This window comes from Flavobacterium sp. N2820, from assembly GCF_025947285.1.
Taxonomy (GTDB): Bacteria; Bacteroidota; Bacteroidia; order Flavobacteriales; family Flavobacteriaceae; genus Flavobacterium.
The window spans coordinates 2,795,661-2,820,559 of the sequence record NZ_CP110008.1 but is presented as its reverse complement, the minus strand read 5'-3'; the positions used below and the strand labels follow the sequence as shown (position 1 = coordinate 2,820,559).

Annotated in this window: 23 protein-coding genes, 2 tRNA genes and 1 pseudogene; 12 read left to right on the top strand and 14 right to left on the bottom strand. The window is 31.4% G+C overall.

Annotated features, from left to right (window positions below):
- Positions 1 to 14: 14 nt before the first annotated feature.
- Genes OLM52_RS13240 through OLM52_RS13230 form a run of 3 tightly spaced genes read right to left on the bottom strand, consistent with a single transcriptional unit; the run spans position 15 to position 2,125 of the window.
- Entirely contained in the window at positions 15 to 509 is a 495-nt protein-coding gene (locus OLM52_RS13240; protein ID WP_264548967.1) for a DUF6702 family protein, read from the bottom strand.
- A 16-nt stretch (positions 510 to 525) separates the two neighbouring features.
- On the bottom strand, positions 526 to 1,359 hold the full coding sequence (locus OLM52_RS13235) for a carboxypeptidase-like regulatory domain-containing protein (protein WP_264548966.1): 834 nt from the start codon (positions 1,357 to 1,359) through the stop codon (positions 526 to 528).
- A gap of 7 nt (positions 1,360 to 1,366) precedes the next feature.
- Positions 1,367 to 2,125 (bottom strand): carboxypeptidase-like regulatory domain-containing protein, encoded by a 759-nt coding sequence (locus OLM52_RS13230; RefSeq protein WP_264548965.1) that lies wholly within the window; start codon positions 2,123 to 2,125, stop codon positions 1,367 to 1,369.
- A gap of 110 nt (positions 2,126 to 2,235) precedes the next feature.
- Between OLM52_RS13230 and pepE the strand changes: the two genes are divergently transcribed.
- The gene (pepE, locus tag OLM52_RS13225; RefSeq protein WP_264548964.1) at positions 2,236 to 2,943 is read left to right on the top strand and encodes a dipeptidase PepE; all 708 of its coding nucleotides are present in this window, start codon (positions 2,236 to 2,238) and stop codon (positions 2,941 to 2,943) included.
- A 31-nt stretch (positions 2,944 to 2,974) separates the two neighbouring features.
- On the opposite strand, the gene OLM52_RS13220 is transcribed toward pepE, so the two are convergent.
- Together OLM52_RS13220 and OLM52_RS13215 are read right to left on the bottom strand one after the other, a co-directional pair.
- Positions 2,975 to 3,050 (bottom strand) — tRNA-Gly (locus OLM52_RS13220).
- 31 nt (positions 3,051 to 3,081) lie between these two features.
- Positions 3,082 to 3,157: transfer RNA gene (locus tag OLM52_RS13215), tRNA-Gly, on the bottom strand.
- A 159-nt stretch (positions 3,158 to 3,316) separates the two neighbouring features.
- Here OLM52_RS13215 and OLM52_RS13210 point away from each other — a divergent pair.
- On the top strand, positions 3,317 to 3,754 hold the full coding sequence (locus OLM52_RS13210; protein ID WP_264548963.1) for a GNAT family N-acetyltransferase: 438 nt from the start codon (positions 3,317 to 3,319) through the stop codon (positions 3,752 to 3,754).
- Positions 3,755 to 3,796: 42 nt separating this feature from the next.
- The gene (locus tag OLM52_RS13205; protein WP_264548962.1) at positions 3,797 to 5,386 is read left to right on the top strand and encodes a L,D-transpeptidase family protein; all 1,590 of its coding nucleotides are present in this window, start codon (positions 3,797 to 3,799) and stop codon (positions 5,384 to 5,386) included.
- Here the strand turns inward: OLM52_RS13205 and OLM52_RS13200 are convergent.
- Positions 5,383 to 6,045, bottom strand: coding sequence for a murein L,D-transpeptidase catalytic domain family protein (locus OLM52_RS13200; protein ID WP_319800212.1), 663 nt, complete (start codon positions 6,043 to 6,045; stop codon positions 5,383 to 5,385). The two genes, OLM52_RS13205 and OLM52_RS13200, sit on opposite strands and share 4 nt — an antisense overlap.
- Before the next feature lie 259 nt (positions 6,046 to 6,304).
- On the opposite strand from OLM52_RS13200, the gene OLM52_RS13195 reads away from it, so the two are divergent.
- The 6 genes and pseudogenes from OLM52_RS13195 to OLM52_RS13170 all read left to right on the top strand — a co-directional run bounded on the left by OLM52_RS13195 (position 6,305) and on the right by OLM52_RS13170 (position 15,515).
- Positions 6,305 to 8,716 (top strand): carbohydrate binding family 9 domain-containing protein, encoded by a 2,412-nt coding sequence (locus tag OLM52_RS13195; RefSeq protein ID WP_264548960.1) that lies wholly within the window; start codon positions 6,305 to 6,307, stop codon positions 8,714 to 8,716.
- A gap of 83 nt (positions 8,717 to 8,799) precedes the next feature.
- Positions 8,800 to 10,316 (top strand): annotated as a pseudogene (gene gpmI, locus OLM52_RS13190) (2,3-bisphosphoglycerate-independent phosphoglycerate mutase).
- Between the two features lie 140 nt (positions 10,317 to 10,456).
- The gene (locus OLM52_RS13185; RefSeq protein WP_264548959.1) at positions 10,457 to 11,128 is read left to right on the top strand and encodes a TetR/AcrR family transcriptional regulator; all 672 of its coding nucleotides are present in this window, start codon (positions 10,457 to 10,459) and stop codon (positions 11,126 to 11,128) included.
- A complete protein-coding gene (locus tag OLM52_RS13180; RefSeq protein ID WP_264548958.1) occupies positions 11,125 to 12,777 on the top strand; it encodes a peptidase domain-containing ABC transporter in 1,653 nt (550 codons plus the stop codon). Before OLM52_RS13185 ends, OLM52_RS13180 begins: the two co-directional genes overlap by 4 nt.
- A 3-nt stretch (positions 12,778 to 12,780) precedes the next feature.
- Complete coding sequence (locus OLM52_RS13175) at positions 12,781 to 14,127, top strand: HlyD family secretion protein (protein WP_264548957.1); 1,347 nt, start codon at positions 12,781 to 12,783, stop codon at positions 14,125 to 14,127.
- Complete coding sequence (locus tag OLM52_RS13170; RefSeq protein ID WP_264548956.1) at positions 14,127 to 15,515, top strand: TolC family protein; 1,389 nt, start codon at positions 14,127 to 14,129, stop codon at positions 15,513 to 15,515. The genes OLM52_RS13175 and OLM52_RS13170 overlap by 1 nt, the downstream gene beginning before the upstream one ends.
- A gap of 53 nt (positions 15,516 to 15,568) precedes the next feature.
- Here OLM52_RS13170 and OLM52_RS13165 read toward each other — a convergent pair whose 3' ends face one another.
- Both OLM52_RS13165 and OLM52_RS13160 read right to left on the bottom strand, forming a co-directional pair.
- The gene (locus tag OLM52_RS13165; RefSeq protein ID WP_153201406.1) at positions 15,569 to 15,904 is read right to left on the bottom strand and encodes an RNA recognition motif domain-containing protein; all 336 of its coding nucleotides are present in this window, start codon (positions 15,902 to 15,904) and stop codon (positions 15,569 to 15,571) included.
- A gap of 219 nt (positions 15,905 to 16,123) precedes the next feature.
- On the bottom strand, positions 16,124 to 17,398 hold the full coding sequence (locus OLM52_RS13160) for an acetyl-CoA hydrolase/transferase family protein (protein WP_264548955.1): 1,275 nt from the start codon (positions 17,396 to 17,398) through the stop codon (positions 16,124 to 16,126).
- Positions 17,399 to 17,581: 183 nt separating this feature from the next.
- Between OLM52_RS13160 and map the strand changes: the two genes are divergently transcribed.
- The 3 genes from map to OLM52_RS13145 are packed head-to-tail and all read left to right on the top strand — an operon-like array spanning position 17,582 to position 19,983.
- Complete coding sequence (gene map / locus OLM52_RS13155; protein ID WP_264548954.1) at positions 17,582 to 18,400, top strand: type I methionyl aminopeptidase; 819 nt, start codon at positions 17,582 to 17,584, stop codon at positions 18,398 to 18,400.
- Between the two features lie 16 nt (positions 18,401 to 18,416).
- Positions 18,417 to 19,208: a DUF3667 domain-containing protein gene (locus OLM52_RS13150; protein WP_264548953.1), complete on the top strand. Its 792-nt coding sequence runs from the start codon at positions 18,417 to 18,419 to the stop codon at positions 19,206 to 19,208.
- Positions 19,209 to 19,218: 10 nt separating this feature from the next.
- Entirely contained in the window at positions 19,219 to 19,983 is a 765-nt protein-coding gene (locus OLM52_RS13145; protein ID WP_264548952.1) for a class I SAM-dependent methyltransferase, read from the top strand.
- 31 nt (positions 19,984 to 20,014) lie between these two features.
- On the opposite strand, the gene OLM52_RS13140 is transcribed toward OLM52_RS13145, so the two are convergent.
- The 6 genes from OLM52_RS13140 to nqrC form a co-directional block, all read right to left on the bottom strand.
- Complete coding sequence (locus tag OLM52_RS13140) at positions 20,015 to 21,031, bottom strand: FAD:protein FMN transferase (protein ID WP_264548951.1); 1,017 nt, start codon at positions 21,029 to 21,031, stop codon at positions 20,015 to 20,017.
- On the bottom strand, positions 21,006 to 21,371 hold the full coding sequence (locus OLM52_RS13135; RefSeq protein WP_264548950.1) for a Na(+)-translocating NADH-quinone reductase subunit F: 366 nt from the start codon (positions 21,369 to 21,371) through the stop codon (positions 21,006 to 21,008). The genes OLM52_RS13140 and OLM52_RS13135 overlap by 26 nt, the downstream gene beginning before the upstream one ends.
- Positions 21,372 to 21,451: 80 nt before the next feature.
- Positions 21,452 to 22,753 (bottom strand): NADH:ubiquinone reductase (Na(+)-transporting) subunit F, encoded by a 1,302-nt coding sequence (nqrF, locus tag OLM52_RS13130; RefSeq protein WP_264548949.1) that lies wholly within the window; start codon positions 22,751 to 22,753, stop codon positions 21,452 to 21,454.
- A 25-nt stretch (positions 22,754 to 22,778) separates the two neighbouring features.
- Positions 22,779 to 23,537 carry an NADH:ubiquinone reductase (Na(+)-transporting) subunit E gene (nqrE, locus tag OLM52_RS13125; protein WP_264548948.1) on the bottom strand — a complete coding sequence of 253 codons (759 nt, stop codon included), beginning with the start codon at positions 23,535 to 23,537 and terminating at the stop codon, positions 22,779 to 22,781.
- A 5-nt stretch (positions 23,538 to 23,542) separates the two neighbouring features.
- Positions 23,543 to 24,208 (bottom strand): NADH:ubiquinone reductase (Na(+)-transporting) subunit D, encoded by a 666-nt coding sequence (locus OLM52_RS13120; RefSeq protein ID WP_133608264.1) that lies wholly within the window; start codon positions 24,206 to 24,208, stop codon positions 23,543 to 23,545.
- A 5-nt stretch (positions 24,209 to 24,213) separates the two neighbouring features.
- Positions 24,214 to 24,897 (bottom strand): NADH:ubiquinone reductase (Na(+)-transporting) subunit C, encoded by a 684-nt coding sequence (gene nqrC / locus OLM52_RS13115; protein WP_264548947.1) that lies wholly within the window; start codon positions 24,895 to 24,897, stop codon positions 24,214 to 24,216.
- Between the last annotated feature and the right edge of the window lie 2 nt (positions 24,898 to 24,899).

Sequence of the window (24,899 nt, the reverse complement as noted above, 5' to 3'; positions counted from 1 at the left end):
ATATAGTTAGGTAGTTAATAGTCAATTTTTTCTTGTAATTCTGTATTAGTCAACAAAATACTTTTTTTGTTACTATTTATATTCGTATGAACAATATTTTGTTGATCAGAGTATACTTCAGTTAACAATGAATTATAGATTTCGAAGGTATTTATTTTTTTTGAAATAGCAATTTTTGTGTATAAAATTAACACATCACCTTCCACTTCCCTAGCCAAAAACTCTATATTTTGTGGTTTTTTATTGATTGATATTTTTATTTTTTCTTTCAGATAACTTTTGATTAATTCTTCGGCTTCGGGTAATTCTTTGGTAGATGTTAAATTTACTTTTTTGTTGAATCTTTTGTTTAATCCCTTTTCTAAATCATCTATAAAGATTCGATAAGTAATTTCAATCCTTTTTTTGGAGGGAACATAATCAATTTGAGTCACCGAAACATAAAATTTATGCGCACTAAATGAACTTAAAAATAAAACGACAAATAAAAGCAACAATTGTTTTTTCATGTGGTAAAAATAGGAATTATTCTTTTTCTTTTTGCAATTTGAATTCAGTTGATTTGTTAATAAGGTATTCAATCAATTTTAATTCATTTTCTGCTTTTAAAAGAGGTGAAAGTTCATAGACGTTTAATTCTGCAAAACTCATATACATTGGAATATCCTCGTTTTTAATTTTTAAAGTTTCTATGAAAAAATTATGTGAAAACCGTTCATAAATATGTTCTGAAAAAGATTTAGACTGAATATCTCTAATTCTTCTTTCTTCGAAAACACGTTCAGAATTCTTTTTCGGATTTTCATTTTTCACAAGCATACTTATTATACCTGCACCAATTGCCATAAAATTAAAATTAGAGCCATTAGGCGCAAACTGACTAGGCATTGCGGTATTTTCTGGCGTTCCAAGTCTTATATCATCATCATAATATTTAACTACTTTGGCGTCAATTTTTGCAAATCCTTCTCCATATACTTGAATACGTTTCGTATCTTCATTTAAATTACCCGTCAAAGTATAGGGTGTAATTATAATTTCATTTAACTCTGTGATTTTTATATGCAATTTTATTTCTAATACAGGCAGCCAAAAATCTTTATCTGTTAATACATATCGCATAGAATCATATGATAACCCTTGAATAAATAATGTATCAGTTGCTCTTGCATTGATTGAGAATTTTCCATCAACATCCGTAATTGCACCTATGTTTGAAGTAATATTATAAACCGTTAAGTTTTCAACTTCTAATGAATCCGCAACAATTTTTCCTCGCAAAACTTTTCGTTCTACACCTTGAGAAAAACTGATTTGGGTGATGATTAAAACAAATAAAAGTAAAATTTTATATTTCATGGTTTGGCTATTTTTCAGTTTCTATTTCTTTTAATTTCAAATATTCAACTGCTAATCCAGACAAAACAAAAGTTGCCATTGTTTTATTTTTGTCTCTCATTGCTCGAATATAACTAGAATTTTCAACTATATAAAATAAAAACCCATCAACATATTCTTCTGGGATTTTTAAATTATCAGTAAAATATTTTCTTTCAAAATAATCAGAAGTTTTTGCTTGCAATTCTTCTTTTCGTTCCACTGCAAGTTCTTTCTTCAACATACTTGTTCTTCCGCTAACGGAATTAATTAATCCGTCAACACTCATACCTCCTAAAGGAATTAATAAAGGACTGTACCAATGAAATTCTTCTGCTGTAACAAGTTTACGTTCAGCAGGAGTATATGTTTTCTGATTTGCAGGAATAATTCCTAATGCAACGGCATTAATATTTTTATATTCTGTAAGCGTAATTTCATCCAGCTCACTAATTAATGATTTCATTTGAACAAAAATTAATTCAGCTTTTAAGTCGTGTTGTTGAATTATATATTGTGTTGCTTTCAAATGAACTGCACTAAATTGCAGGGTATCATTTACTTTTACTTTTATTTTGAAATAACCACGAGCGTCTGTAATTTCACCTTTATTTTGAGAAGTATTTAAAATATGAATTCCTTCTAAACTATTAGATTCTGAAACTACCTTACCGCTAATAACAGTATCATTTTGCGAAAAAATGAACATTGGAAAACACAAAAAGAAGAAAAGTAGTTTTTTTAGCATGAAATAAAATTGAATATTTTTGTAAATGTACCAAATACACCTCAAAACGAAATCCTAACAAGATGATAAACTTATGTTAATAGAATAATTTAAATTTGTAAAAAAAATCAATGAAAAATATACTTATAGCCAGTACCTCAACACTACATAATGGAAGTTACTTAGATTATTTATTGCCCGAATTACAATCTTTTTTTGCCAATTGTAATGAAATTCTTTTTATTCCTTATGCCCGTCCAAGCGGTATTTCACATGAAGAATATACTAAAAAGGTAGGCGAAGCTTTTGCGAAAATTAACATTTCGGTCAAAGGAATACACGAGTTTGAAAATCCAATAGCAGCTCTTGAAAACGCTAAAGGCATATTCACCGGAGGCGGAAACACCTTTTTATTAGTAAGCCAACTTTACAAAAACAATGTAATTGATACTTTAGAAAAAGTAGTTAAAAACGGAACACCGTACCTTGGAACCAGCGCAGGAAGCAATATTTGCGGCTTAACCATGAGCACTACAAACGATATGCCAATTGTGTATCCACCAAGTTTTAGAACTTTAGGCTTTGTTTCCTTTAATATAAATCCCCATTATTTAGATCCAATTGAAGGTTCAACCCACATGGGTGAAACGCGAGAAACGAGAATTAATGAATTTCATCAATTTAATCCGCAACCTGTAGTTGGATTGAGAGAAGGAAGTTGGTTAGCTGTAAAAGGTGATTCTATTAAATTAAAAGGAACTTTAACCGCCCGGATTTTCAAAAGAGGCGAAACACCAATAGAAGTTGCCCCAGAAACTGAGCTAAATGAATTGAAATAAAAAAAGCCTTGCAAATGCAAGGCTTTTTTTGTGGAGCGGAAGACGAGGCTCGAACTCGCGACAACCAGCTTGGAAGGCTGGAGCTCTACCAACTGAGCTACTTCCGCAGGTGATAATTTTTAAAACTTTATCTTGTTTTGGAGCGGAAGACGAGGCTCGAACTCGCGACAACCAGCTTGGAAGGCTGGAGCTCTACCAACTGAGCTACTTCCGCAAATCAAAAAAGCAAATAATACTTATTTTGTGGGTGCAAATATACTTTAAAAGTTTTTTTAATTGCAAATTTTTAAGCATATTTTTTCAATTCCTTTGTTATAAATTTGTTGACGCTTTATCAATATTCGTTAATTCGTTAAAATATAAATAGTTAGAAATGCAAGTTGTTAAAAAAATTACTGCTTTAGAAACTTACATCGTTCGTCAAGAGGTTTTAAGAAAAGGAAAACCAATCGAAACCTGTCATTTTAATGGAGATGATGCTACTACAACTACTCATTTTGGATTATTTGAAAACGAAAATATAATTGGAGTAGTTTCGGTTTTCAAAACAAACTCGCTCCTTTTTTCAGAGAAAACACAATTTCAAATTAGAGGTATGGCCGTTTTAGAAAATTTTCAAAGCAAGGGTTATGGTGAACAACTTTTAAAAGCTGCAGAAAATTTTTGTTGGCAAGAAAAAGCCCATTTAATTTGGTTCAATGCACGCGAAAAGGCAGTTTCATTTTATAAAAAATCAGGTTATACTGTTTTAGGAGATTCTTTTAATATTCCCGATGTTGGCATTCATTTTGTGATGTTTAAGAAAAATTAAAAAGATTTTTATTACATTTATATGTCCAAACGGATTTTCCCTATGAAGATAATTACTTCTCTATTAGTACTAACTATATTTATTTCTTGTAAAAAAGAAGATAAATCAGTTGCCTTTGACGATAGCATCATTAAAGATACTATTCACGACGTAATTATAAGACCTGTAAATCCAGAGCTACTTACAGACAAATCAGATAGTTTAAAATTATACTATCAAAAAATGAATTTTCACGAAATTTGGTATTTGGATGAAAACCGAAATGATTTAATCAACGAAATCAAATTTTGTTATCAAGAAGGATTAAATCCTAGAGATTATTCCATCGAATTTATTGATCTTTTAGAAACCAAAAGAACCGAATTATCTGATGAAGATATTGTAAAGTATGATATTTTGCTTACTGAATCGTTTGAAAAATTGGCACTTCATTTACACAAAGGCAAACTAAATCCAAAAGAATTGTATACCGATTGGGATTTAAAACCCAAAGAAATTGCACTTTCTCCTTTATTGGAAACAGCAATTAAAGAACAAAAAGTAGCTTCTACCTTTAAAGACTTAAAACCAAATCACATTGTATATCAATTACTTAAAAAAAGTTTAATTGCATTAGATAAATTCCCAAATACTACATTTTCTAAAATTGAAATTAAAAAAGATAAAATTGTTTTGAACGATACTTTACCCGAAATGGTAAAAATTAAAAAAAGATTAGCTTATTGGAACGATTACAAAAACAAAGATACCATCCTAACTTGGGCATACGACACATTAACTTTTAAAGCTATTAAAAAATTTCAAGGTCGTCACGGGTTGCTACAAGATGGAGTTATTGGAAAAGGAACTTTAAACGCGTTAAACGTGACAAAAAATGAAAGAAGAGAACAAATATTTGCCAATTTAGAAAGATGGCGTTGGTACCCAAACGATCTAGGCAAACAATATTTAATTGTAAATCTTCCTGAATATATGCTAAATTATGTAGTAGACAACGATACAGTTGCTACACACAAAACAGTGGTTGGAACAGCAAAAAGAAAAACACCAATATTAACTTCAAAACTTTCAAACTTTGTTTTTAATCCTACTTGGACCATTCCACCTACGATTATAAAAGAAGATTTAACACCTTCTGCTTCAAAAAATAGAAATTATTTTCCTTCAAGAAAGTTAACTATTTACAACAATAAAGGTGAAGAAGTCAACCCATACGAATGGAATCCATCAAGAGCAAATAGTTATCGATATGTTCAAAAACCCGGCTACAATAATTCGTTAGGATTGGTGAAATTCAATTTTCCGAATAGTCACTTGGTTTATTTACATGACACAAATCACCGTGATTATTTTGTAAGAAACAATCGTTCTTTAAGTTCGGGATGTGTTCGTATTGAAAACCCATTGGTTTTAGCCAAGCAAATTTTAATTAAAGAAAATGCAAAAAAATGGGAATCAGCAGAAATTGACTCTATTATAAAACGAGAAAAAACAAAAACAGTGTCTGTAAAAGACACTGTAAATATTCATATTTTCTATTGGACAAGTTGGTTCGAAAACAATCAACTTCAATTTAGAGACGATATCTATAATTTAGATAAAGAATTGTTTGAAAAACTTAGAGAAAACTAAGAAACTAACTTAGATTTAACTATGTAATTTCTAGAAGGATGATAGATGAAAATACACGATTTATTTTTGATTGTCTCAATTAATTGTTTATGAACTTCATAAGGAACAGCTGGACATCCTTGACTTCTTCCTATATAACCTTGTGCTCTTGCTAATTTTTTACTTACATAATCCGCACCATGAATCACCACTGCTCTATCACGAGCTCTATCGTTAATTCCATATTCCATTCCATCTAATCGTAATGAAGTTCCATGCTTTCCTTGATAAACTTCACCAGTTATATAAAAACCTAAACTACTTTTATAAGATTCATTTTCATTAGAAAAATTTGTAGCAAATTCAATACCCGAATTTCTCCCATGCGCAACTAGCGTTTTCAAAATTACTTTTTGCGTTTTCATGTCAATTACCCACATTCGCTCTTCAGTTGAAGACAAGCTAAAATCAATAACCGTTAAAACCTCATTCACTATTTTGCCTTGCAATTTCAAGATCTCATAACCTTGAAAAGCAGCAAAAAAACTTTCAAATTTTGGCAATGACAAATTATTAGCATCAATAGCTGTGTAAACTGTTTTACACTTTGTTTCTAAAGTTGCTTTTGCATTAGCTGCTATTAATTTTGGATCGGTAATTGAAACTGAATTTTTTTTCAAATCAGCCGTAGTTAGTGGCTTAAATGAAAAAACGCAGAATAAAATTAGGGGTAAAAACTTGTAAATCATTGTTAATCTTGTAGTTATATTGCTATTGAAAGTGCCAAATATATTTATTATTTTTCAATAAACAAATTAATTTGTGTTTTTTATCGAAATTTTATGTACTTCATCGATTATTTTGAAAAAAGTTAAACATAATATAAAAAAAGTAGACCTATATGATAATCACATAAATTTGTGCGTTAATTTCAGTCATATGGTAAATAAATTCAGCATTACTATCCTTTTTTGCTTAGCAAGTTTTCTTTTTTCGTTTTCACAAACTAAAAAAAGCATCACAACTCAAAAAATTAATAAACCGATTACCATAGATGCTAATTTAAACGAAGAATCATGGAAAAATGCTGAGACAGCTTCCGATTTTGTAATGTTTGAACCTGACAATGGGAAAGCAATTGACAATAAGAAAAAAACAGAAGTCAAAATTTTATATGATGATGAAGCAATCTATGTTGGTGCGCTACTATATGATGACGCACCCTCAAAAATCATGAAAGAAATTACAGAGCGTGATGATTTTGGAACTACAGATGCTTTTGGAATATTTGTAAATGGATACAATGACGGACAACAAGATTTTCGTTTTTTTGTAACTGCAGCGGGCGGACAACTAGATTGTTTAGCTACGGAGCAAATAGGCGAAGATTTTTCATGGAATGCCATTTGGGAAAGTAAAGTAAAAATAACTGATTTTGGCTGGGCAGTGGAGATGAAAATTCCATATGCTGCGCTTCGTTTTCCATCAGACGCAATTCAAACATGGGGCTTAAATTTTGTACGCGAAATTAAACGTGATCGACAAGTTTATACTTGGACTCATGTAGATTCAAAAATTGGAGCGGTTATTCAACAAGCTGGAATTCTAAATGGAATTGAAAATATTAAAACTCCTACACGGTTATTCTTAATTCCTTATTCATCTTTTTACTTATCGGGTAGTGAAACTCAAAAAACGAAAGGAGAATTTAAAGGCGGTTTAGATGTTAAATATGGTATTAATGATGCTTTTACATTAGATGCCATCTTGGTTCCCGATTTTGGCCAAACAAAATTTGACAATGTGGTCTTAAATTTAGGTCCATTTGAGCAACAATTCAACGAAAATCGTCCTTTTTTCACAGAAGGAACAGACTTGTTTAGCAAGGGAAATCTTTTATATTCTAGAAGAATCGGTCAAACACCTGATTTTTACCCAGTGCTTGAAAACAATGAATATATAGATAAATATCCTGGTGCCATTAACTTGTTAAATGCAATGAAAATTTCTGGTCGCGATAAGGATGGATTAGGTATAGGATTCTTGAATGCAATTACCGAAAAGACATCTGCCAAAGTTTTAAATAATGATAATGCTTCTTCAAGAGAAGTTATTGTTTCTCCACTTACTAATTATAATGTCACCGTTTTTGACCAACGATTTAATCAAAATTCATCGGTAACTTTTATCAATACAAATGTTACCAGAAATGGAAGTTTTAGAGATGCAAATGTAACTGGATTGCTATTTGATTTAAACAATAAAACCAACAAATATAACATTTCAGGAGGAATTAAATCTAGCAGTATTAATGATATTGAAAACACTAACGGAATTAACGCTTCGTTATATTTTGGAGAAACTAGTGGTAAATTCAGATATAGTTTTGGAGGGGATTATATTTCAAAAGATTTTGACAATAACGACTTAGGTATTAATTTTAGAACAAACTATTATTCGGTATACAACAATGCAAATTATCGCATTTTAAACCCCAACAAAACCTTTAATACATTCCGAATTAATTTTAATTCTTATTTTGAATTTTACAAACCAACTAATCAAATTCAATCGAGTAACTTCAATGTCAATTTGAATTCTACAAATAAGAAAAATCATTATTTTGGTGGTGGTCTAAACTTCAATCCATTTGAAAATTACGATTATTATGAACCTAGAGTTGCTAATAGATATTTTGTAAACCCAAAGAATGCAGGTGGATTTTTCTACTTTTCCTCAAATTACAATAATAAATTTGCCCTAGACATAAACCCATATATTACTCATGTAATCAATGAAAATCGTTACGAAGCTGGAATAAACATCAGCCCAAGATATAGATTTAGCGATAAATTTTCGCTAGTTTATAGCTTTGATTATTTCAAACAACAAAATGATATCGGCTTTATCGATTTTGAAAATTCAGATATTATTTTCGCCCGAAGAGATAGAGATACTTACACTAATTCTATTACCAGTAAATATTCTATTAGTAGTGTAATGAATTTTAGTTTATCGGTAAGACATTATTGGTCACTAGCCGAAAATAATCAAATAAACACATTGAACACTGATGGGAGTTTAACACCAAATACTACTTACACAGGCAACAAAAACTCAAACTTTAGTACATGGAATTTAGATTTGTCTTATTCTTGGTGGTTTGCTCCAGGAAGTCAAATGTCTATTTTATATAGAAATAACGCTTCAACTTTTGAACGCGAGATTAATAAAAATTTTAACTCAAATTTCTCTAATTTATTTGAAGACAATTTGAACCATGTTTTATCAGTTAGTGTTCGCTATTTCATTGATTATAACCAAGCCAAAAATTGGATTAAGAAAGGGTAAATCACTTAATCGTTTTCGTAATTTTAAAGCTCTTTTTGATTTAAAAATTTGGCAAATGATTATATTTGTACAAATACAAAATCATGAACAAAAAAGTAATTTTAATGATATTGGACGGTTGGGGAAAATCACCTGATCCGAGAGTTTCTGCAATTGACAATGCAAATACACCTTTTATTGATAGTTTATATAGAAAATACCCAAATGCTCAACTTAGAACCGATGGTTTAAATGTAGGTTTGCCAGAAGGTCAAATGGGAAATTCAGAAGTTGGTCATATGAATTTAGGCGCTGGTCGAATTGTATATCAAGACTTAGCAAAAATAAATTTAGCCGTTGAAAATAAAAACGTAAACCAAGAAAAACCACTTATTAATGCGTTCAAATATGCCTTAGAAAATAATAAAAAAGTACACTTTTTAGGATTAGTTTCTAATGGTGGCGTGCATTCACATACCTCACATTTATATGGTTTATTGGACGCTGCAAAAGAATATGGTTTAGAAAAAATATTTGTTCATGCCTTTACTGATGGTCGTGATGTAGATCCAAAATCGGCTTTATTAGACATCGAAAATTTAGAAGAGTATGTAAAAGATTATAATGCAAAAATTGCAACCGTTATTGGCCGATATTATGCAATGGATAGAGATAAACGTTGGGAACGCGTAAAATTAGCTTACGATTTATTAGTTAATTCCATTGGTCATCACACCACAAATTTTGTAGAAAGCATACAAAAAAGTTATGATGAAAATGTAACAGACGAGTTTATTCAACCTTTAATTAAGGTAGATGAAAACAACGAGCCATTGACAAAAATTGAGAATGATGATGTGGTAATTTTCTTCAATTTCAGAACCGATAGAGGAAGAGAATTAACCGAAGTTTTATCGCAAAAAGATTTTCATGAATTCAATATGCACAAATTGAATTTATATTATGTTACTATGACAAATTATGATGATACCTATAAAAATGTACACGTAATTTATGACAAAGATAACATTACCGAAACGCTTGGAGAGGTTTTAGAAAAAGCCAATAAAAAACAAATTCGTATTGCCGAAACTGAAAAATACCCTCATGTAACCTTTTTCTTTTCAGGCGGAAGAGAAGAACCTTTTGAAGGCGAAACACGTATTTTGAAAAATTCTCCAAAGGTAGCCACATACGATTTACAACCCGAAATGAGTGCTTTTGAATTGAAAGATGCCCTAATCCCAGAACTTAAAAAGGGGAAGTTGATTTTGTTTGTTTAAATTTCGCCAATGGTGATATGGTGGGCCATACTGGTGTAATGTCGGCAGCAATTAAAGCCTGCGAAGCTGTTGATGTTTGTGTAAAAGAAGTGGTTGAAACAGCTTTGGAAAAAAATTATACAACAATCATAATAGCCGATCACGGAAATTGTGAAACAATGATAAACCCTGATGGTTCGCCAAATACTGCCCATACAACCAACCCGGTACCAATTATTTTAGTAGATAAAGATTTAAAAGAGATACATGATGGTGTTTTGGGAGATATTGCTCCTACTATTTTAAACTTAATGGGAATTGAAAAACCTAACGTAATGACTTGTAAATCATTATTATAAAAAACATTACACGAAAATTCAAAAAAAAGAGATTCATTAACTTGAGTCTCTTTTTTTTGATTTAACAATTCTAAATTAAAAGTTAAACTTTTACATATCAATAGTATTACTATTATATTTGCATTGTTAAATATTAATTTATGCAAAATTTACTATCTAATTTAAAAATAACCATCAACGAAAAATTATACGTTAAAGATCCAGAGACTTCTGAATTAGGACGTAATATTTTAAAAAACAGCATTCTACTAATTGATGAAATTGGTTTTGAAGCGTTCACTTTCAAAAAATTAGGCGAGAAAATTCAATCAAATGAAAGTTCTATTTATCGCTATTTTGAAAACAAACATAAATTATTGGTATATTTAACTTCATGGTACTGGTCGTGGATGGAATATCGAATGGCTTTTGCAACTACAAATGTTTCAAACCCGTTTGAAAAATTAGAAAAAGCAATTAAACTTGTTACCGAAAACATAATTGACGACCATTCAACACCACATATTAATGAAGAAATTCTAAGTCGAATAATCGTTGAAGAGTTCACCAAAACTTTAATGACGAAAGAAGTGGATAACGAAAATAAAGAAGGTTTTTTCTTAGTATATAAAAGAGTCATTAATCGTATCATTGACATTATAAAAGAAGTAAATCCAGCTTATCCCTATGCAAAAAGTTTGGCTTCAAGCGTTGTGGAAGGCGCACTGCATCAACATTTTTTAAAAAATCATTTAAAAACCATCACCAACTTATCTGAAAAAGAATGTGCTACTGAATTCTATACAGATATGGTAAAAAAAATATTGCTATGACACCTTTAAAAAGATTCAAAAACCTCATCTTAATCGACAAACAAGATATTTACCAAATCTTCTTATATTCCATTATTGCAGGATTAATCAGCTTGTCGCTACCATTAGGTATTCAATCAATAATCAATTTTATCCAAGCAGGAAAAGTAAGCACATCTTGGATTGTTTTGGTAATTATTGTTGTTGTCGGAGTAGCTTTTGTAGGATTACTAAAAATCATGCAATTTAGAATCACAGAAAACTTACAACAAAAAATATTTGTTCGTTCTTCGTTTGAATTTGCTTATCGCTTTCCAAAAATAAAATTCAACGAATTACACAATCAATATCCACCAGAATTAGCAAATCGTTTTTTTGACACTTTAACCGTTCAAAAAGGGTTTTCTAAACTATTATTGGATATTTCCGGAGCAGCATTACAAATTTTTTTCGGAATTGTATTGCTTTCCTTGTATCATTCATTCTTTATTTTCTTTGGAATTATATTGCTTTTGTTGTTGTATTTAATTTTTAAAATGAACTTCAATTTAGGATTAGAAACAAGTTTAAAAGAATCAAAATACAAGTACAAAATCGCACATTGGCTACAAGAAATTGCCAGAAATCACTTGAGTTTCAAAAGTAATTCCATCTTTAATTTTTCGTTACATAAAAATGACAAATTAGTTAATGAATATCTAAAACAACGTGAAAGCCATTTTCAGGTTTTGTTGAAGCAATTTATTCAGTTAACTGGATTTAAAATCCTGATCACTGCTGGATTACTAATTATTGGAGGATTACTAGTAATCAATCAACAAATGAATATTGGACAATTTGTGGCGGCTGAAATCATCATATTAAGCATTATTGCAGCTGTTGAAAAACTGTTTTCAGGCTTAGAATTATTCTATGATGTACTGACTTCTTTAGAAAAATTAGGTTCAGTTGTGGACATGGAATTAGAAGAAGATGTTCAAAATTCGAACTATTTGGTAGATAAAAATAAAATTACAATCGAAACCGAAAATGTTTCATTTGCGTATCCAAAATCAGATAAAGAAATATTAAAAAATATTAGTTTGTCGATTCAACCGAAACAACATACTTTGATTTTGGGCGAAAATGGTTCTGGAAAAACAACATTAATTCGTTTATTAGCGCGTTTGATAGAGCCAACTTCTGGAAGTATTTTTATCAACAACACAAATTACAAAAAGTATTCTTCAGAAGAATATCGTTCTAAAATTGGAATTATTACAGCACACGAAATGCCTTTTGAAGGCACTATTTTAGAAAACATTACCTGTAATAATCCAGAAATTAAGATGGATATAGTTTTTGAATTAATCGAGAAATTAAAACTAACCGAAGCCATTAAAGCACTTCCAAAAGGATTAGACACTCGAATCTCATCTGAAGGAAAGCAAATAAATTCCTCAACAATTCAAAAAATTGTTTTGGCTCGTTGTATTATCAATCAACCGAAACTATTGTTTTTAGAAAATCCATTGGACAAATCAGACGAGGAAAGTTGCAGAGAAATTTTAGATTTTTTAAGCGAAGAAAAACATCCTTGGACCTTAATTGTTGTGAGTAAAAACAACTATTGGAAACAGATTTGCACCCAAGTAATTCATCTCGAAAAAGGAGAAATTAAATCTATTTAAGCCATGCTAAATATCACAAAAAATAGAATTGATCAATTTGTAAAATTAGAGCAATTCAAATCAGGACAAATATTTAAAGAGCAAAAGCATTACAAAGTAATTCGCAAGATTATTTGGGCTTTTGTTATAATTTGCGTTTTGTTTTTGTTTCTACCTTGGACACAAAATATTAAAGGAGCTGGAAATGTTACTACTTTAAAACCAAATCAACGCCCACAAACGATTCAAACTATTATTGGTGGCCGTATCGAAAAATGGTATGTAAATGAAGGCGATTATGTAGAAAAAGGGGACACTATTTTGTTTATTTCTGAAGTCAAAGAGGAATATTTAGACCCAAATTTAATTGAAAACACTGGCAATCAAGTAAAAGCTAAGGAAAATGCAGTGACTTCCTATGCTGACAAAGTAAAAGCATTAGAAAATCAAATGGGTGCCATTCAAAACGAAAAAAATCTAAAACTCAAACAAGCGCAAAACAAACTTAAACAATCCTATTTAAAAGTTCAAAGTGATAGTATTGATTTTGAAGCGAGTAAAACCCAACTCAAAATTGCACAAACACAGTATAATCGCTCATTAAATTTGAATAAAGAAGGTTTAAAACCAATGACCGATGTGGAAGAAAAACGAATGAAACTGCAAGAAACAGAAGCAAAAATCATAACACAAGAAAATAAATACATTTCTAGTAAAAATGAGGTATTGAATGCTACTATGGAACTCAATAGAATTAGTGCAGAATATGCTGAAAAAAATGCTAAAGCAAGCAGTGATAAGCAAACCGCCTTAAGTTCACAATTTGATACCGAAGCGCAAGTAAATAAATTGAAAAATCAATACCAAAATTACCAAATAAGAAACGGTTTGTATTATATCACTGCACCACAAAACGGATATGTCAATCGTGCTTTGCAATCTGGAATTGGCGAAACCATAAAAGAAGGAACTGCAATTGTAAGCATAATGCCCTCCAACTATGATATTGCTGTTGAAACTTACATTGATCCCGTTGATTTTCCATTGATTAATAATGGCAAAAAAGTACGCGTTTGGTTTGATGGTTGGCCTACAATTGTTTTTAGCGGTTGGCCTGGCGTTTCTTATGGAACATTCGGCGGCGTTATTGTAGCAAAAGAAAATTTCATTAGTCCAAATGGAAAATATCGTGTACTGATTGCACCCGATCCAAAAGAAAAAAAATGGCCGGAACAATTAAGTATAGGTGCGGGAACACAAACTTTAGCTTTGTTAGACGATGTGCCAATTTGGTTTGAAATTTGGCGAACACTTAACGGTTTTCCACCTAATTTTTACCAACCCACAACAACTGAAAACACTAAGAAATAATGAAACCGAAACTATTTTATATCTTCATTTTCATTTGTAGTTCATTGAGTTTGTTTGGACAGAACGCACCAACTGAATTCAGTTTTAACGAATTTTTGGGCTATGTAAAAAAATACCACCCATTAGTAAAACAAGCCGATTTAAAACTCAACGAAGCACAAGCCAATTTAATGCAAGCGCGTGGTGCTTTTGATCCAAAAATTGAAGTCGATTTCAGTGAAAAACAATTCAAAGACAGTGAATATTATTCGATTTTGAATAGCAGTTTTAAAATCCCAACTTGGTACGGAATTGAGTTAAAAGCAGGTTTTGATAATGCCGAAGGAATTTACGTAAATCCAGAAAACACATTGCCAAATAGCGGATTAACTTCATTAGGAATTTCAGTTCCTTTAGGACAAGGTTTATTTATAAATCAACGAATGGCGGATATTAGAAAAGCCAAAATTGCTCGAAATTTAAACGTTGCCGAAAGAAATTTACAAGCCGTTGAAGTAATTTATGAAGCTTCGGTAAGTTATGTAAATTGGAAAAGAAGTTTTGATGAAGTAAAATTGTATGAAAACTATTTAGAAAATGCGCTAATGCGCTACAATGGTGTTTCAAAATTAATTGAGGAAGGCGACAAACCTGCAATTGATAGTGTGGAAGCTGGAATTGCTGTTAAAACCCGAAAATTAAATTTAGAAGAAGCCAAACTAAAATTTACTAAAGCTAAATTAGAATTGTCAAACTATTTATGGTTAGAAAATAATATTCCGTTAGAATTAAATGATGGTTTACAACCCGAAGATTTACTTTCTAAATCGATAAAAGAAACGCTTCAAATTAATGAACTGGGAACAATTGATTTAGATAATCATCCAAAAATAAAAGCGTTAGATGCTAAAATTGCGATGTTAAAAGTAGACCGAAAACTAAAAGCAAATGCACTTTTACCCAAGTTGGATTTGAGCTATAATTATTTATCAGAACCCAGTTATATTGATAATTATCGCTTTGAAGATTATAAAATAGGAGTAAATTTTGCGTTTCCTATATTTTTACGAAAAGAACGCGGAAGTTTAAAATTGGCCGATTTAAAAATTCAGGATTCAGAATTTGGACTACAGTTTGAACGAAAAAATTTGGAAAACAAACTCAAAGCACAACAACAAGAAATTGTTTCGCTTGAAAAACAGCAAGATTATAATGATAAATTGGTGAAAGATTTTACCACATTATTAAATGCCGAAGATCGATTATTTGAAATGGGAGAAAGTTCTTTGTTTATTATTAATTCACGAGAAAACTCGTTGGTAAGTTCGCAACTCAATGAAATTGCTTTAGAAAATCGTTATTTGAATGCTATAATTGGTTTATACAAAACCATTGCAAACCCACAATAAACTAAAAAACCTCCACAATGTGGAGGTTTTTTTTCGTTTTATATCCAAAAATATTAGTAACGACTTCTTGTTGAGTTTTCTCTATTATTAGAGTAACCGCCTCTACTTCCACCTGAATTACGATCGAAACTTCTTCTTTCGCCTTCTGGTTTTGGTTCAGATTTGTTAACAACGATTTTTCTACCTTCGATAGTTCCACCGTTTAATTCGTCGATTGCTTTTTGAGCCTCAGCATCATTAGCCATTTCAACAAATCCAAATCCTTTACTTCTTCCGGTAAATTTGTCAGAGATAATTTTAACTGATTCTACAGCTCCATACTCTTCAAAATAACCTCTTAAATCTGCTTCCTCTACACTGAAAGGAAGACTTCCTACAAAAATGTTCATCTATGAAAAATTTAATTCCTTACAAAGGTAGGCTATTTAATGTTGCTAAAAGGTTAAAGTTTGGTTTATTTTCAAAAACAATGCATTTTAGCTAAAAAATTCAAAATCAAAAGGTTAGTTTTTTGATAAATTTTTAATCTGTTTTGATTTTTTTGGAATTTTTTAAAAAAAACAAAAGACAACCTTTCGATTGTCTCTTTTCTATAGTTCAGTTTTTGTTTATTTACACCCTGTCATTTCATAGTAAGCACGTTCCACAGCTTCTTGATGCGTTGGATGTGCAATTTTTACTAGTTCGGTAACACGTTGTTTTAAGGTTTTACCATATAAATCGGCAATCCCGTTTTCGGTTATAATATAATGTACGTGTGCTCTTGTGGTTACCACTCCAGCTCCTTGTTTTAAATAAGGTACAATTCTACTTTCGCCTCTTTTTGTAATAGAAGGCAACGCAATAATTGCTTTTCCACCCTCGCTCAACGATGCACCACGAATAAAATCCATTTGTCCTCCTACACCAGAATACATGGTACTACCAATAGAATCAGCACAAACTTGACCGGTTAAATCCACCTCAATTGCAGAATTTATAGAAACCATTCTTGGATTTTTACGAATGCGCGCTGTATCATTTACCATTGAAGATTCTTTCATTTCGATAAATGGATTATCATCTACAAAATCGTACAAGCGTTTAGATCCAATTAAAAAGGTTGCCAAAGCTCTTCCGCGTAATGTTCCTTTGTAATTACAATTGATTACATCGTTTTCAATTAAATCAATTACACCGTCTGAAAACATTTCTGTATGCAAACCTAAATCTTTGTGATTGGTTAGTTTACTCAAAGCCGCATTTGGAATTGAACCAATTCCCATTTGAAGCGTACTTTTGTTTTCTATTAAAGAAGCCACATAAGTTCCAATTTTTTCTTCTTCAACTGTGAATGGCGATACCTCGTGTGCATAAATTGGTACATTTACTTCTACTAAATAATCAATTTCTGAAACATGCATAATTCCATCACCAAACGTTCTTGGCATATTTGGATTCACTTGTGCTATTACCGTTTTTGCATTTTCAATCGCTGCAACTGTTGCTTCTACAGAAACGCCTAACGAACAATATCCATGTGCGTCTGGAGGTGAAACATGAATGAATGCAACATCTAGTTTTACTACATTTTTACGAAATAACAATGGCAATTCGCTCAAAAAAACTGGTGTATAGGAACCGTTTCCTGCTTTTAATGTATGACGAACATTGGCTCCAATAAAAAAAGAATTCACGTGAAAACTTTCAGCTAATTCTGGATTTGCATAAGGCGCTTCACCTTCTGTATGCAAGTGACAAACTTCTACATTTCTAAGTTCTGAAGCCCTATCGGTTAATGCTTTTGTTAAGATTGTTGGTGTAGCAGCTGCGGCTTGAACATAAACTCTATCGCCACTTTTAACTACTTGTACAGCTTCCGCTGCGGTTACATATTTTCCCATACCTAATGAAATTTATACTGCAAAATTATGATGTAATTTAATGATAAAATATGATATTTCTCATTTTAAAGCACGAAGTTAGACGTTAGAAATACAATTTAAAAATGTAAGTTTTAAAATTAAAGTTGTTCTTGAAATTGAAATTGAACTTGAATTTGTATTTTTGCCTCGAAATTTTGCATTATGATTGTAATTAAAACCTTAGAAGAAATTGAATTGATGCGCGAAAGTGCTTTGATTGTTTCAAAAACATTAGGAATGATTGCTAAGGAAATTAAACCTGGCGTAACTACTTTATATTTAGATAAATTGGCAGAAGATTTTCTGCGTTCTCATGGAGCTGAGCCAGCTTTTTTGGGCATGTATGGTTTTCCAAACTCGCTTTGTATGAGTCCAAATACACAAGTGGTTCATGGTATTCCTAATAATGTTCCGTTGCAAGAAGGCGATATTATATCGGTAGATTGTGGTGCTTTCAAAAATGGTTTTTATGGGGATCATGCGTATACTTTTGAAATTGGTGAAGTTGCTCCAGAAACAAAAAAACTACTTCAAGTTACCAAAGAATCTTTATATGTTGGAATTCGTGAAACTAAAGTAGGTAATCGTGTAGAAGATATTGGACATGCGATTCAACAATATTGCGAAAGCCATGGTTATGGTGTGGTTCGTGAATTATGTGGACACGGTTTAGGTAGAAAAATGCACGAAGACCCAGAAGTTCCTAACTACGGAAAACGTGGTCGTGGAAAAAAATTAGTCAACGGAATGGTTATTGCAATCGAGCCAATGATTAATATGGGAACCAAAAATATCAAACAACATAAAGACGGTTGGACAATTACAACTGCCGACGGAAAACCAAGTGCACACTTTGAACACGATGTAGCAATTGTAAATGGGAAACCGGAGTTGTTATCAACATTTGCATATATTTATGATGCTTTAGGAATTGTGAGTAATGAAGAAGATGGATTGAGACAAAAACCATTAGTATTATAATTAACTTATTTAACCTATGAATTGTAAAACCTGTAATTTTCAGCTTGACAACAATGCTCAGTTTTGTTCTAGTTGTGGTTCAAAAATTGTACATGACAGACTTTCATTAAAAGGAACTTGGGAAGAATTTGTTGGTCCATTTTTTAGTTGGGATAATAATTTTTGGAGAACTTTTTTTGGCTTATTTAAAAATCCGAAAGATGTATTAGAAGCTTACATTACTGGTGCCAGAAAAAAATACTTTCAACCTTTTTCGTATATAATTTTATATGCTACGATAGCAGTTTTTTTCTATAAATTTTTCCCCATGGAAATAATTATGGATTATTCAGAAGGATTCACAAACGGTTATAATTCGACAAATTCCTCAAGCAATGTTCCTAAAATAGACATGAAAGGTTTCATGGAAGGCTATACGGAATCACTAATGAGTTATTATAACTTTTTTGTGTTGTTATTAATTCCAATATATGCTTTAACTAGTTATATTATATTCATTAAAAAAGGACATAATTTTTTTGAACATTTAGTATTTAACAGTTATTTACAAACAAACTTAGGGTTTATATCACTGGTATTACAAGTGATTTTAGTAAATATGCTAGGAATGAGTTTTGGTACTTATTCTATACTATTTTTGTTTTTATTCATACTTTTCACGCTTTATGCTTTTAAAGAATTATATAATCAAAACTTAAAACAAAGTATTGTCTCAGCAATAAAATATTTATTGCTTTTCTTCGGATTATATTTTGGGATAATCATCGCACTTACAATTCTATTTTTCATCATATACGCCATAACATAACTTTACTTTAATGAAAAAACTTTTTAAACTTATATTAAACACCATTCCTCGTCCAATATTGATTCGATTAAGTATTGTAGTACGTCCAATTTTAGCTTTTTTATTAAAAGGAAGTCGATTTACAGATCCAATTGATGGGAAAAGCTTTAGTATGTTTTTACCATATGGTTATGGAACACAACGAAACAATGTTTTATCACCAAGTACGCTTTCATTAGAAAGACACCGCTTGTTGTGGTTGTATTTACAAAACGAAACGGATTTTTTTACGGCACCAAAAAAAGTATTACACTTTGCGCCAGAACAAGAATTTTACAAACGTTTTAAGAAACAATCGAATTTAGATTATACGACTACCGATTTATTTTCACCTTTAGCCGATGTTAAAGCAGATATTTGTAACTTACCTTTTGAAGATAATTCGTATGACATTATTTTGTGTAATCACGTTTTGGAACACATTCCTGATGATACAAAGGCAATGCAAGAATTATATCGTGTTTTAAAACCGGGCGGAATGGGGATTTTCCAAATTCCACAAGATTTATCAAGAGCGATAACATTTGCAGATGATTCGATAACAGACCCAAAAGAACGCGCAAAAATATTTGGGCAATATGACCATGTAAGAGTTTATGGAAGAGATTACTTCGATAAACTAAGAAGTATTGGTTTTAAAGTAAACGAAGTAGACTATACCCAAACAATTGCACCTGAATTAGTAGAAAAATATTGTTTAGCAAAAGGAGAAATTATTCCAGTTTGTTATAAATAAAAAAAGGCTTTCGATTTGAAAGCCTTTTTTATTACTCTTTAATTAATTTATTAAAATTATCTGTAGTAAAACGTTGCATTTTATTATTTGAATCTGCATATAAAAGCATAACATACAATTCAGAATGTTGTTGTAAAAATGCTTTACTTTCTTCTAAATTCATTAGCATAAATGCAGTTGCATACCCATCAGACAAACCTGATGATTTTGATAAAACTGTAGCACTTAATACATGATTTTTTTGTGCTAAACCTGTTTTTGGATTGATAATGTGCACGAATTTTTTACCAGTAACTTCATCAACCATTACTTTACGATAGTTTCCTGAAGTTGCCATTCCTAAGTTTTCTAAATTTACTTTAGCAATTAAAGTACGTTCTTCTGGCTTTTGCAATGGATCATCGATTCCTACTACCCAATTTTTATTTTCAATCGTGTTTTTTCCTAAAGCGAATAATTCACCTCCAATTTCAACAATCGCATTTTCAATTCCTTTCGATTTTAAATAATTCACAACAACATCAACGGAATAGCCTTGTGCAATAGCATTAAAATCGATGAAAGTTTGGTTGTATTTTTTCGAAATAGTTTTGTTTGAATTTAAAGAAATCTTATCAAAACCAACAAACTGCAATAAACTATCGATTTGTTTTTGAGACAGATTTTCTTGCTTTTTATTTGGACCAAATCCATATGCATTTACTAAAACACCAATTGTTGGGTCAAACAAACCTTTCGTTTCTTTATAAATTTGATTCGAAAGTTGGAATGTTTCTGTAAAAAAATCATCTACTACAACAGTTAAATCACCAGCATTTATCTTTGAAATTTTAGAATCTGGTCGATAGGTAGAAAGTGATAAATCGAAAGCAGTTAACAACGAATCGATTTGATTTTTAGTTACTTTTTCTTCGTTTGAAATATATTTGATGGAATACGTACTCCCTTGTGCTTCGCCTTGAATGGCGAAAAAATTTGTGGTTTTATCACATGAAATAAATAAAACTGCAACAACTAGAACGCTATAAAATCTCTTTAATTCCTTCATAATTTAAAATATAATCTTGATTTTTAAAAACTGGCTTTTCGAAATCTTCTGCGTTAGCAAAACCAACTCCAGCATACAACACTTTAGCCTTTTTCCCTTTGGCGTGATTGATGAAGGTTTCCATAAACAAAACATCGTATTCGGAAGGATTATCTGGATATGTAACGGCTTGTACCATTACAAAATGCAAGGTATTCGTTGGTTTATCAACGCAAACAAATTGTGGATGTTTTTTCAATTGGCTATTAATGGCAATGAACTCAAATCCTTGTTTTTCGAGTTCTTTTCCCACGTGATTCATGGCCAAATGATGTAAGTCTTGTAGTGATAATGGTTCCATTAAGCAAAGGTAGTTATTCTATTTGAAAGCATAAAAAAACCGACTCATTTCTGAATCGGTTTTGGTATTTAAAATTTGGATTAACCTCCAAAGTCGTCAAATCTAATGTTTTCTGGATCTAAACCGAAGTCTTCACCCATTTTTTGAACCGCTTTGTTCATCATTGGTGGTCCACAGAAATACAATTCAATATCTTCTGGATTGTCATGTTTTGATAAATAATTATCAATTACCACATTGTGAATAAATCCTACGAATCCGTCACCTTCTCCGTCGATTCCTTCTTTCACTTTCCAGTTATCTTCAGGTTGTGGTTCAGATAAAGCCAAATAGAATTTAAAATTTGGAAAATCTTTCTCTAACGCTCTGAAATGGTCTGTGTAGAACAATTCACGTTTAGAACGACCTCCGTACCAATATGTAACTTTTCTTCCTGTTTTAACTGTACGGAATAAGTGGTACAAGTGCGAACGCATTGGCGCCATACCAGCTCCACCACCTACATACAACATTTCTGCTTCAGATTCGTTGATGAAGAATTCTCCGTAAGGTCCTGAAACTACAACTGGATCACCTGCTTTTCTAGAGAACACATATGAAGAAGCAATACCTGGATTTACTTTCATCCAATCGTTTGTAGCTCTATCAAATGGAGGAGTTGCAATACGAACGTTCAACATAATTTTTCTTCCTTCCGCTGGGTAAGAAGCCATTGAGTAAGCTCTTTCTACCAATTCGTCATTTTTCATAACTAATGGCCATAATTTAAACTTATCCCACTCAGCCTTGAATTTTTCTGGATCACCAGGATGTTCTTCTGGGTGCGCCATAATATCCATATCTGAGAATTTAACTTCACATTTAGGGATTTCAATTTGGATATATCCACCTGCTTCGTAGTGCATATCATCTGGTAACTCAACAATAAATTCTTTAATGAAAGAAGCTACGTTGTAGTTAGAATATACTTTTGCTTCGAATTTTTTGATACCAAAAATTTCTTCTGGCACTTCGATTATCATGTCTTGTTTTACTTTAACTTGACATCCTAAACGCCATCCGTCTGCTAATTCTTTACGTGAAAAGTTAGGTATTTCAGTTGGCAATGGTTCACCACCACCATCTAATACTTTACATTTACATTGTAAACAAGAACCTCCACCACCACAAGCTGATGGTAAAAAGATTTTATTATTTCCTAAAGTAGTTAGAAGTGTACTACCTCCGCTTACTTCAATTTCGTTTTCACCGTTAATTTTAATCTTTACTGCACCTGAGTTTACCAACTTTGATTTAGCGTATAATAGCATAAACACCATTAGTAAAATAAGCACTAAGAAAGCTAAAATTGAATATGTAATTAATTCTGTTATACTAAACATGAGTTCAATTTTTAATGTTATACTATTATTTAACTACTTGAGTTGAATCTACTTTTACAGAATCTACAGCTACTTGAACTGAATCAACCACAGGAGTTTCAACAACAGCTGGAGCTGGAGTTGCTACTTTTGCTTCTGGTTTTTTGTTTAATGCGTTAAGGTCAATTCCACCAAAACTCATAAATCCAATAGCCATTAAACCTGTTAAGATAAAAGTAATCCCTAAACCTCTTAGCGGTGCTAATACGTTAGAATATTCCATTTTTTCACGGATAGCTGCTAATGCAACAATTGCAATTAACCAACCAAAACCCGATGCAAAACCGAAAGTTATTACATGACCTAATGAAGAATATGTTCCACCATCAACTCTTTGTTGCATGAATAATGAACCCCCTAAGATAGCACAGTTTACTGCAATAAGTGGTAAAAAGATACCTAATGAGTTGTATAATGAAGGTGCAAATTTCTCAACAATCATTTCAACTAACTGTACCATTGTTGCTACAGAAGCAATGAATAAAATGAAAGTTAAAAAGCTTAAATCTAATTCTGCGAATGATGGATCTAACCAAGCTAATGCGCCAGCACCTAAAACATAGTGATAAATTAAATAGTTTAAAGGAACAGTAATTACTTGTACAAATATTACAGCAATACCAAGACCTATAGCTGTTGATACTTTTTTAGAAACGGCCAAAAATGAACACATTCCTAAGAAGTATGCAAAAATCATGTTATCAATGAAAACTGATTTTAAAAATATATTGATATATTCAAACATAGCTATTATTTTTTCTCGATTAATTTCTTGTTAATTCCTCTTTGTACCCAAATTACAATACCTACCATAACTAAGGCCATTGGAGCTAATAACATGAATCCGTTATTAACATATCCTGTAGCATACAAACCTGTTTTTTCAACAGAGTTTCCAAGAATTTCGATTCCGAATAATTTTCCTGAACCAAATAATTCTCTAAAAAATGCAACTACCAATAAAATGATTCCATATCCTAAACCGTTTCCTAAACCATCTAAGAAAGAAGGCCATGGTTTGTTTCCTAAAGCAAATGCTTCAAAACGTCCCATTAAGATACAGTTGGTAATAATTAATCCTACGAATACTGATAATTGTTTACTGATATCATAAGCATACGCTTTTAAAACCTGGTCAACCAAGATTACTAAAGCTGCTGCTACAACCAACTGAACAATGATACGGATTCTACTTGGAATTAAATTTCTTAATAATGATACAATTACGTTACCAAAAGCTACTACCGCAGTTACTGAAAGTGCCATTACAAAGGCATTTTTCATTTGAACTGTTACCGCTAAAGCCGAACAAATACCTAATACCTGAACCGTTACTGGGTTATCGTCATTAAATGGATTCGTAATTAATTTAATATTACTTTTTGAAAATAATCCTTCTTTGTTGTTATCTGCCATGACGATTATTTTTTATTAGATTTTAAATATTTTTCATATGGTTTTAAACCTCTAACTAACATTTCAGTTACACCATTTCCTGTTAAAGTTGCTCCAGAAATTGCGTCCACTTCACCATCAGCTTTGTTGTCTTTTCCTGTATATCCTTTAACTACTTTTAAACCTTGTAAGTTTCCGTTAGCATCAAATACATTCTCACCAATAAAACTTTTTTGGAAATAATCTTGCGTTATTTCTCCACCTAAACCTGGTGTTTCTGCTTTATGGTCAAACACAATACCGTCTACTTTTAAGTTTTCGTCAACAGAAACATAACACCAGATAGCATCCCATAACCCCATTCCTCTTACAGGAATAACATAGAATTTTTTACCGTCTTTTTCAGCATTGAAAATTGGAAATTTTCCTTTTTCTTTAGCGATATCAACTGTAAAAGCATCTTTACTAATTTCATTTCCATTCTCATCAAAAACAACTTCACTAATGATGTGTTTTTTGTATGCTTCTTCCGAAGCATCTCTATCTACAGCTACTCCAAACGATTTTAGAATGTACTGCATTTTCTCTTTCTTTATGTTCGCTTCTTGATTTGGCTTAAGTGCAGTTGCAGCAAATGCTAATGCAGAAGCTACCAACACCACCATTACAGTCGCAAACAAAAATGTATATCCGTTACTTTCTCTATTCATGA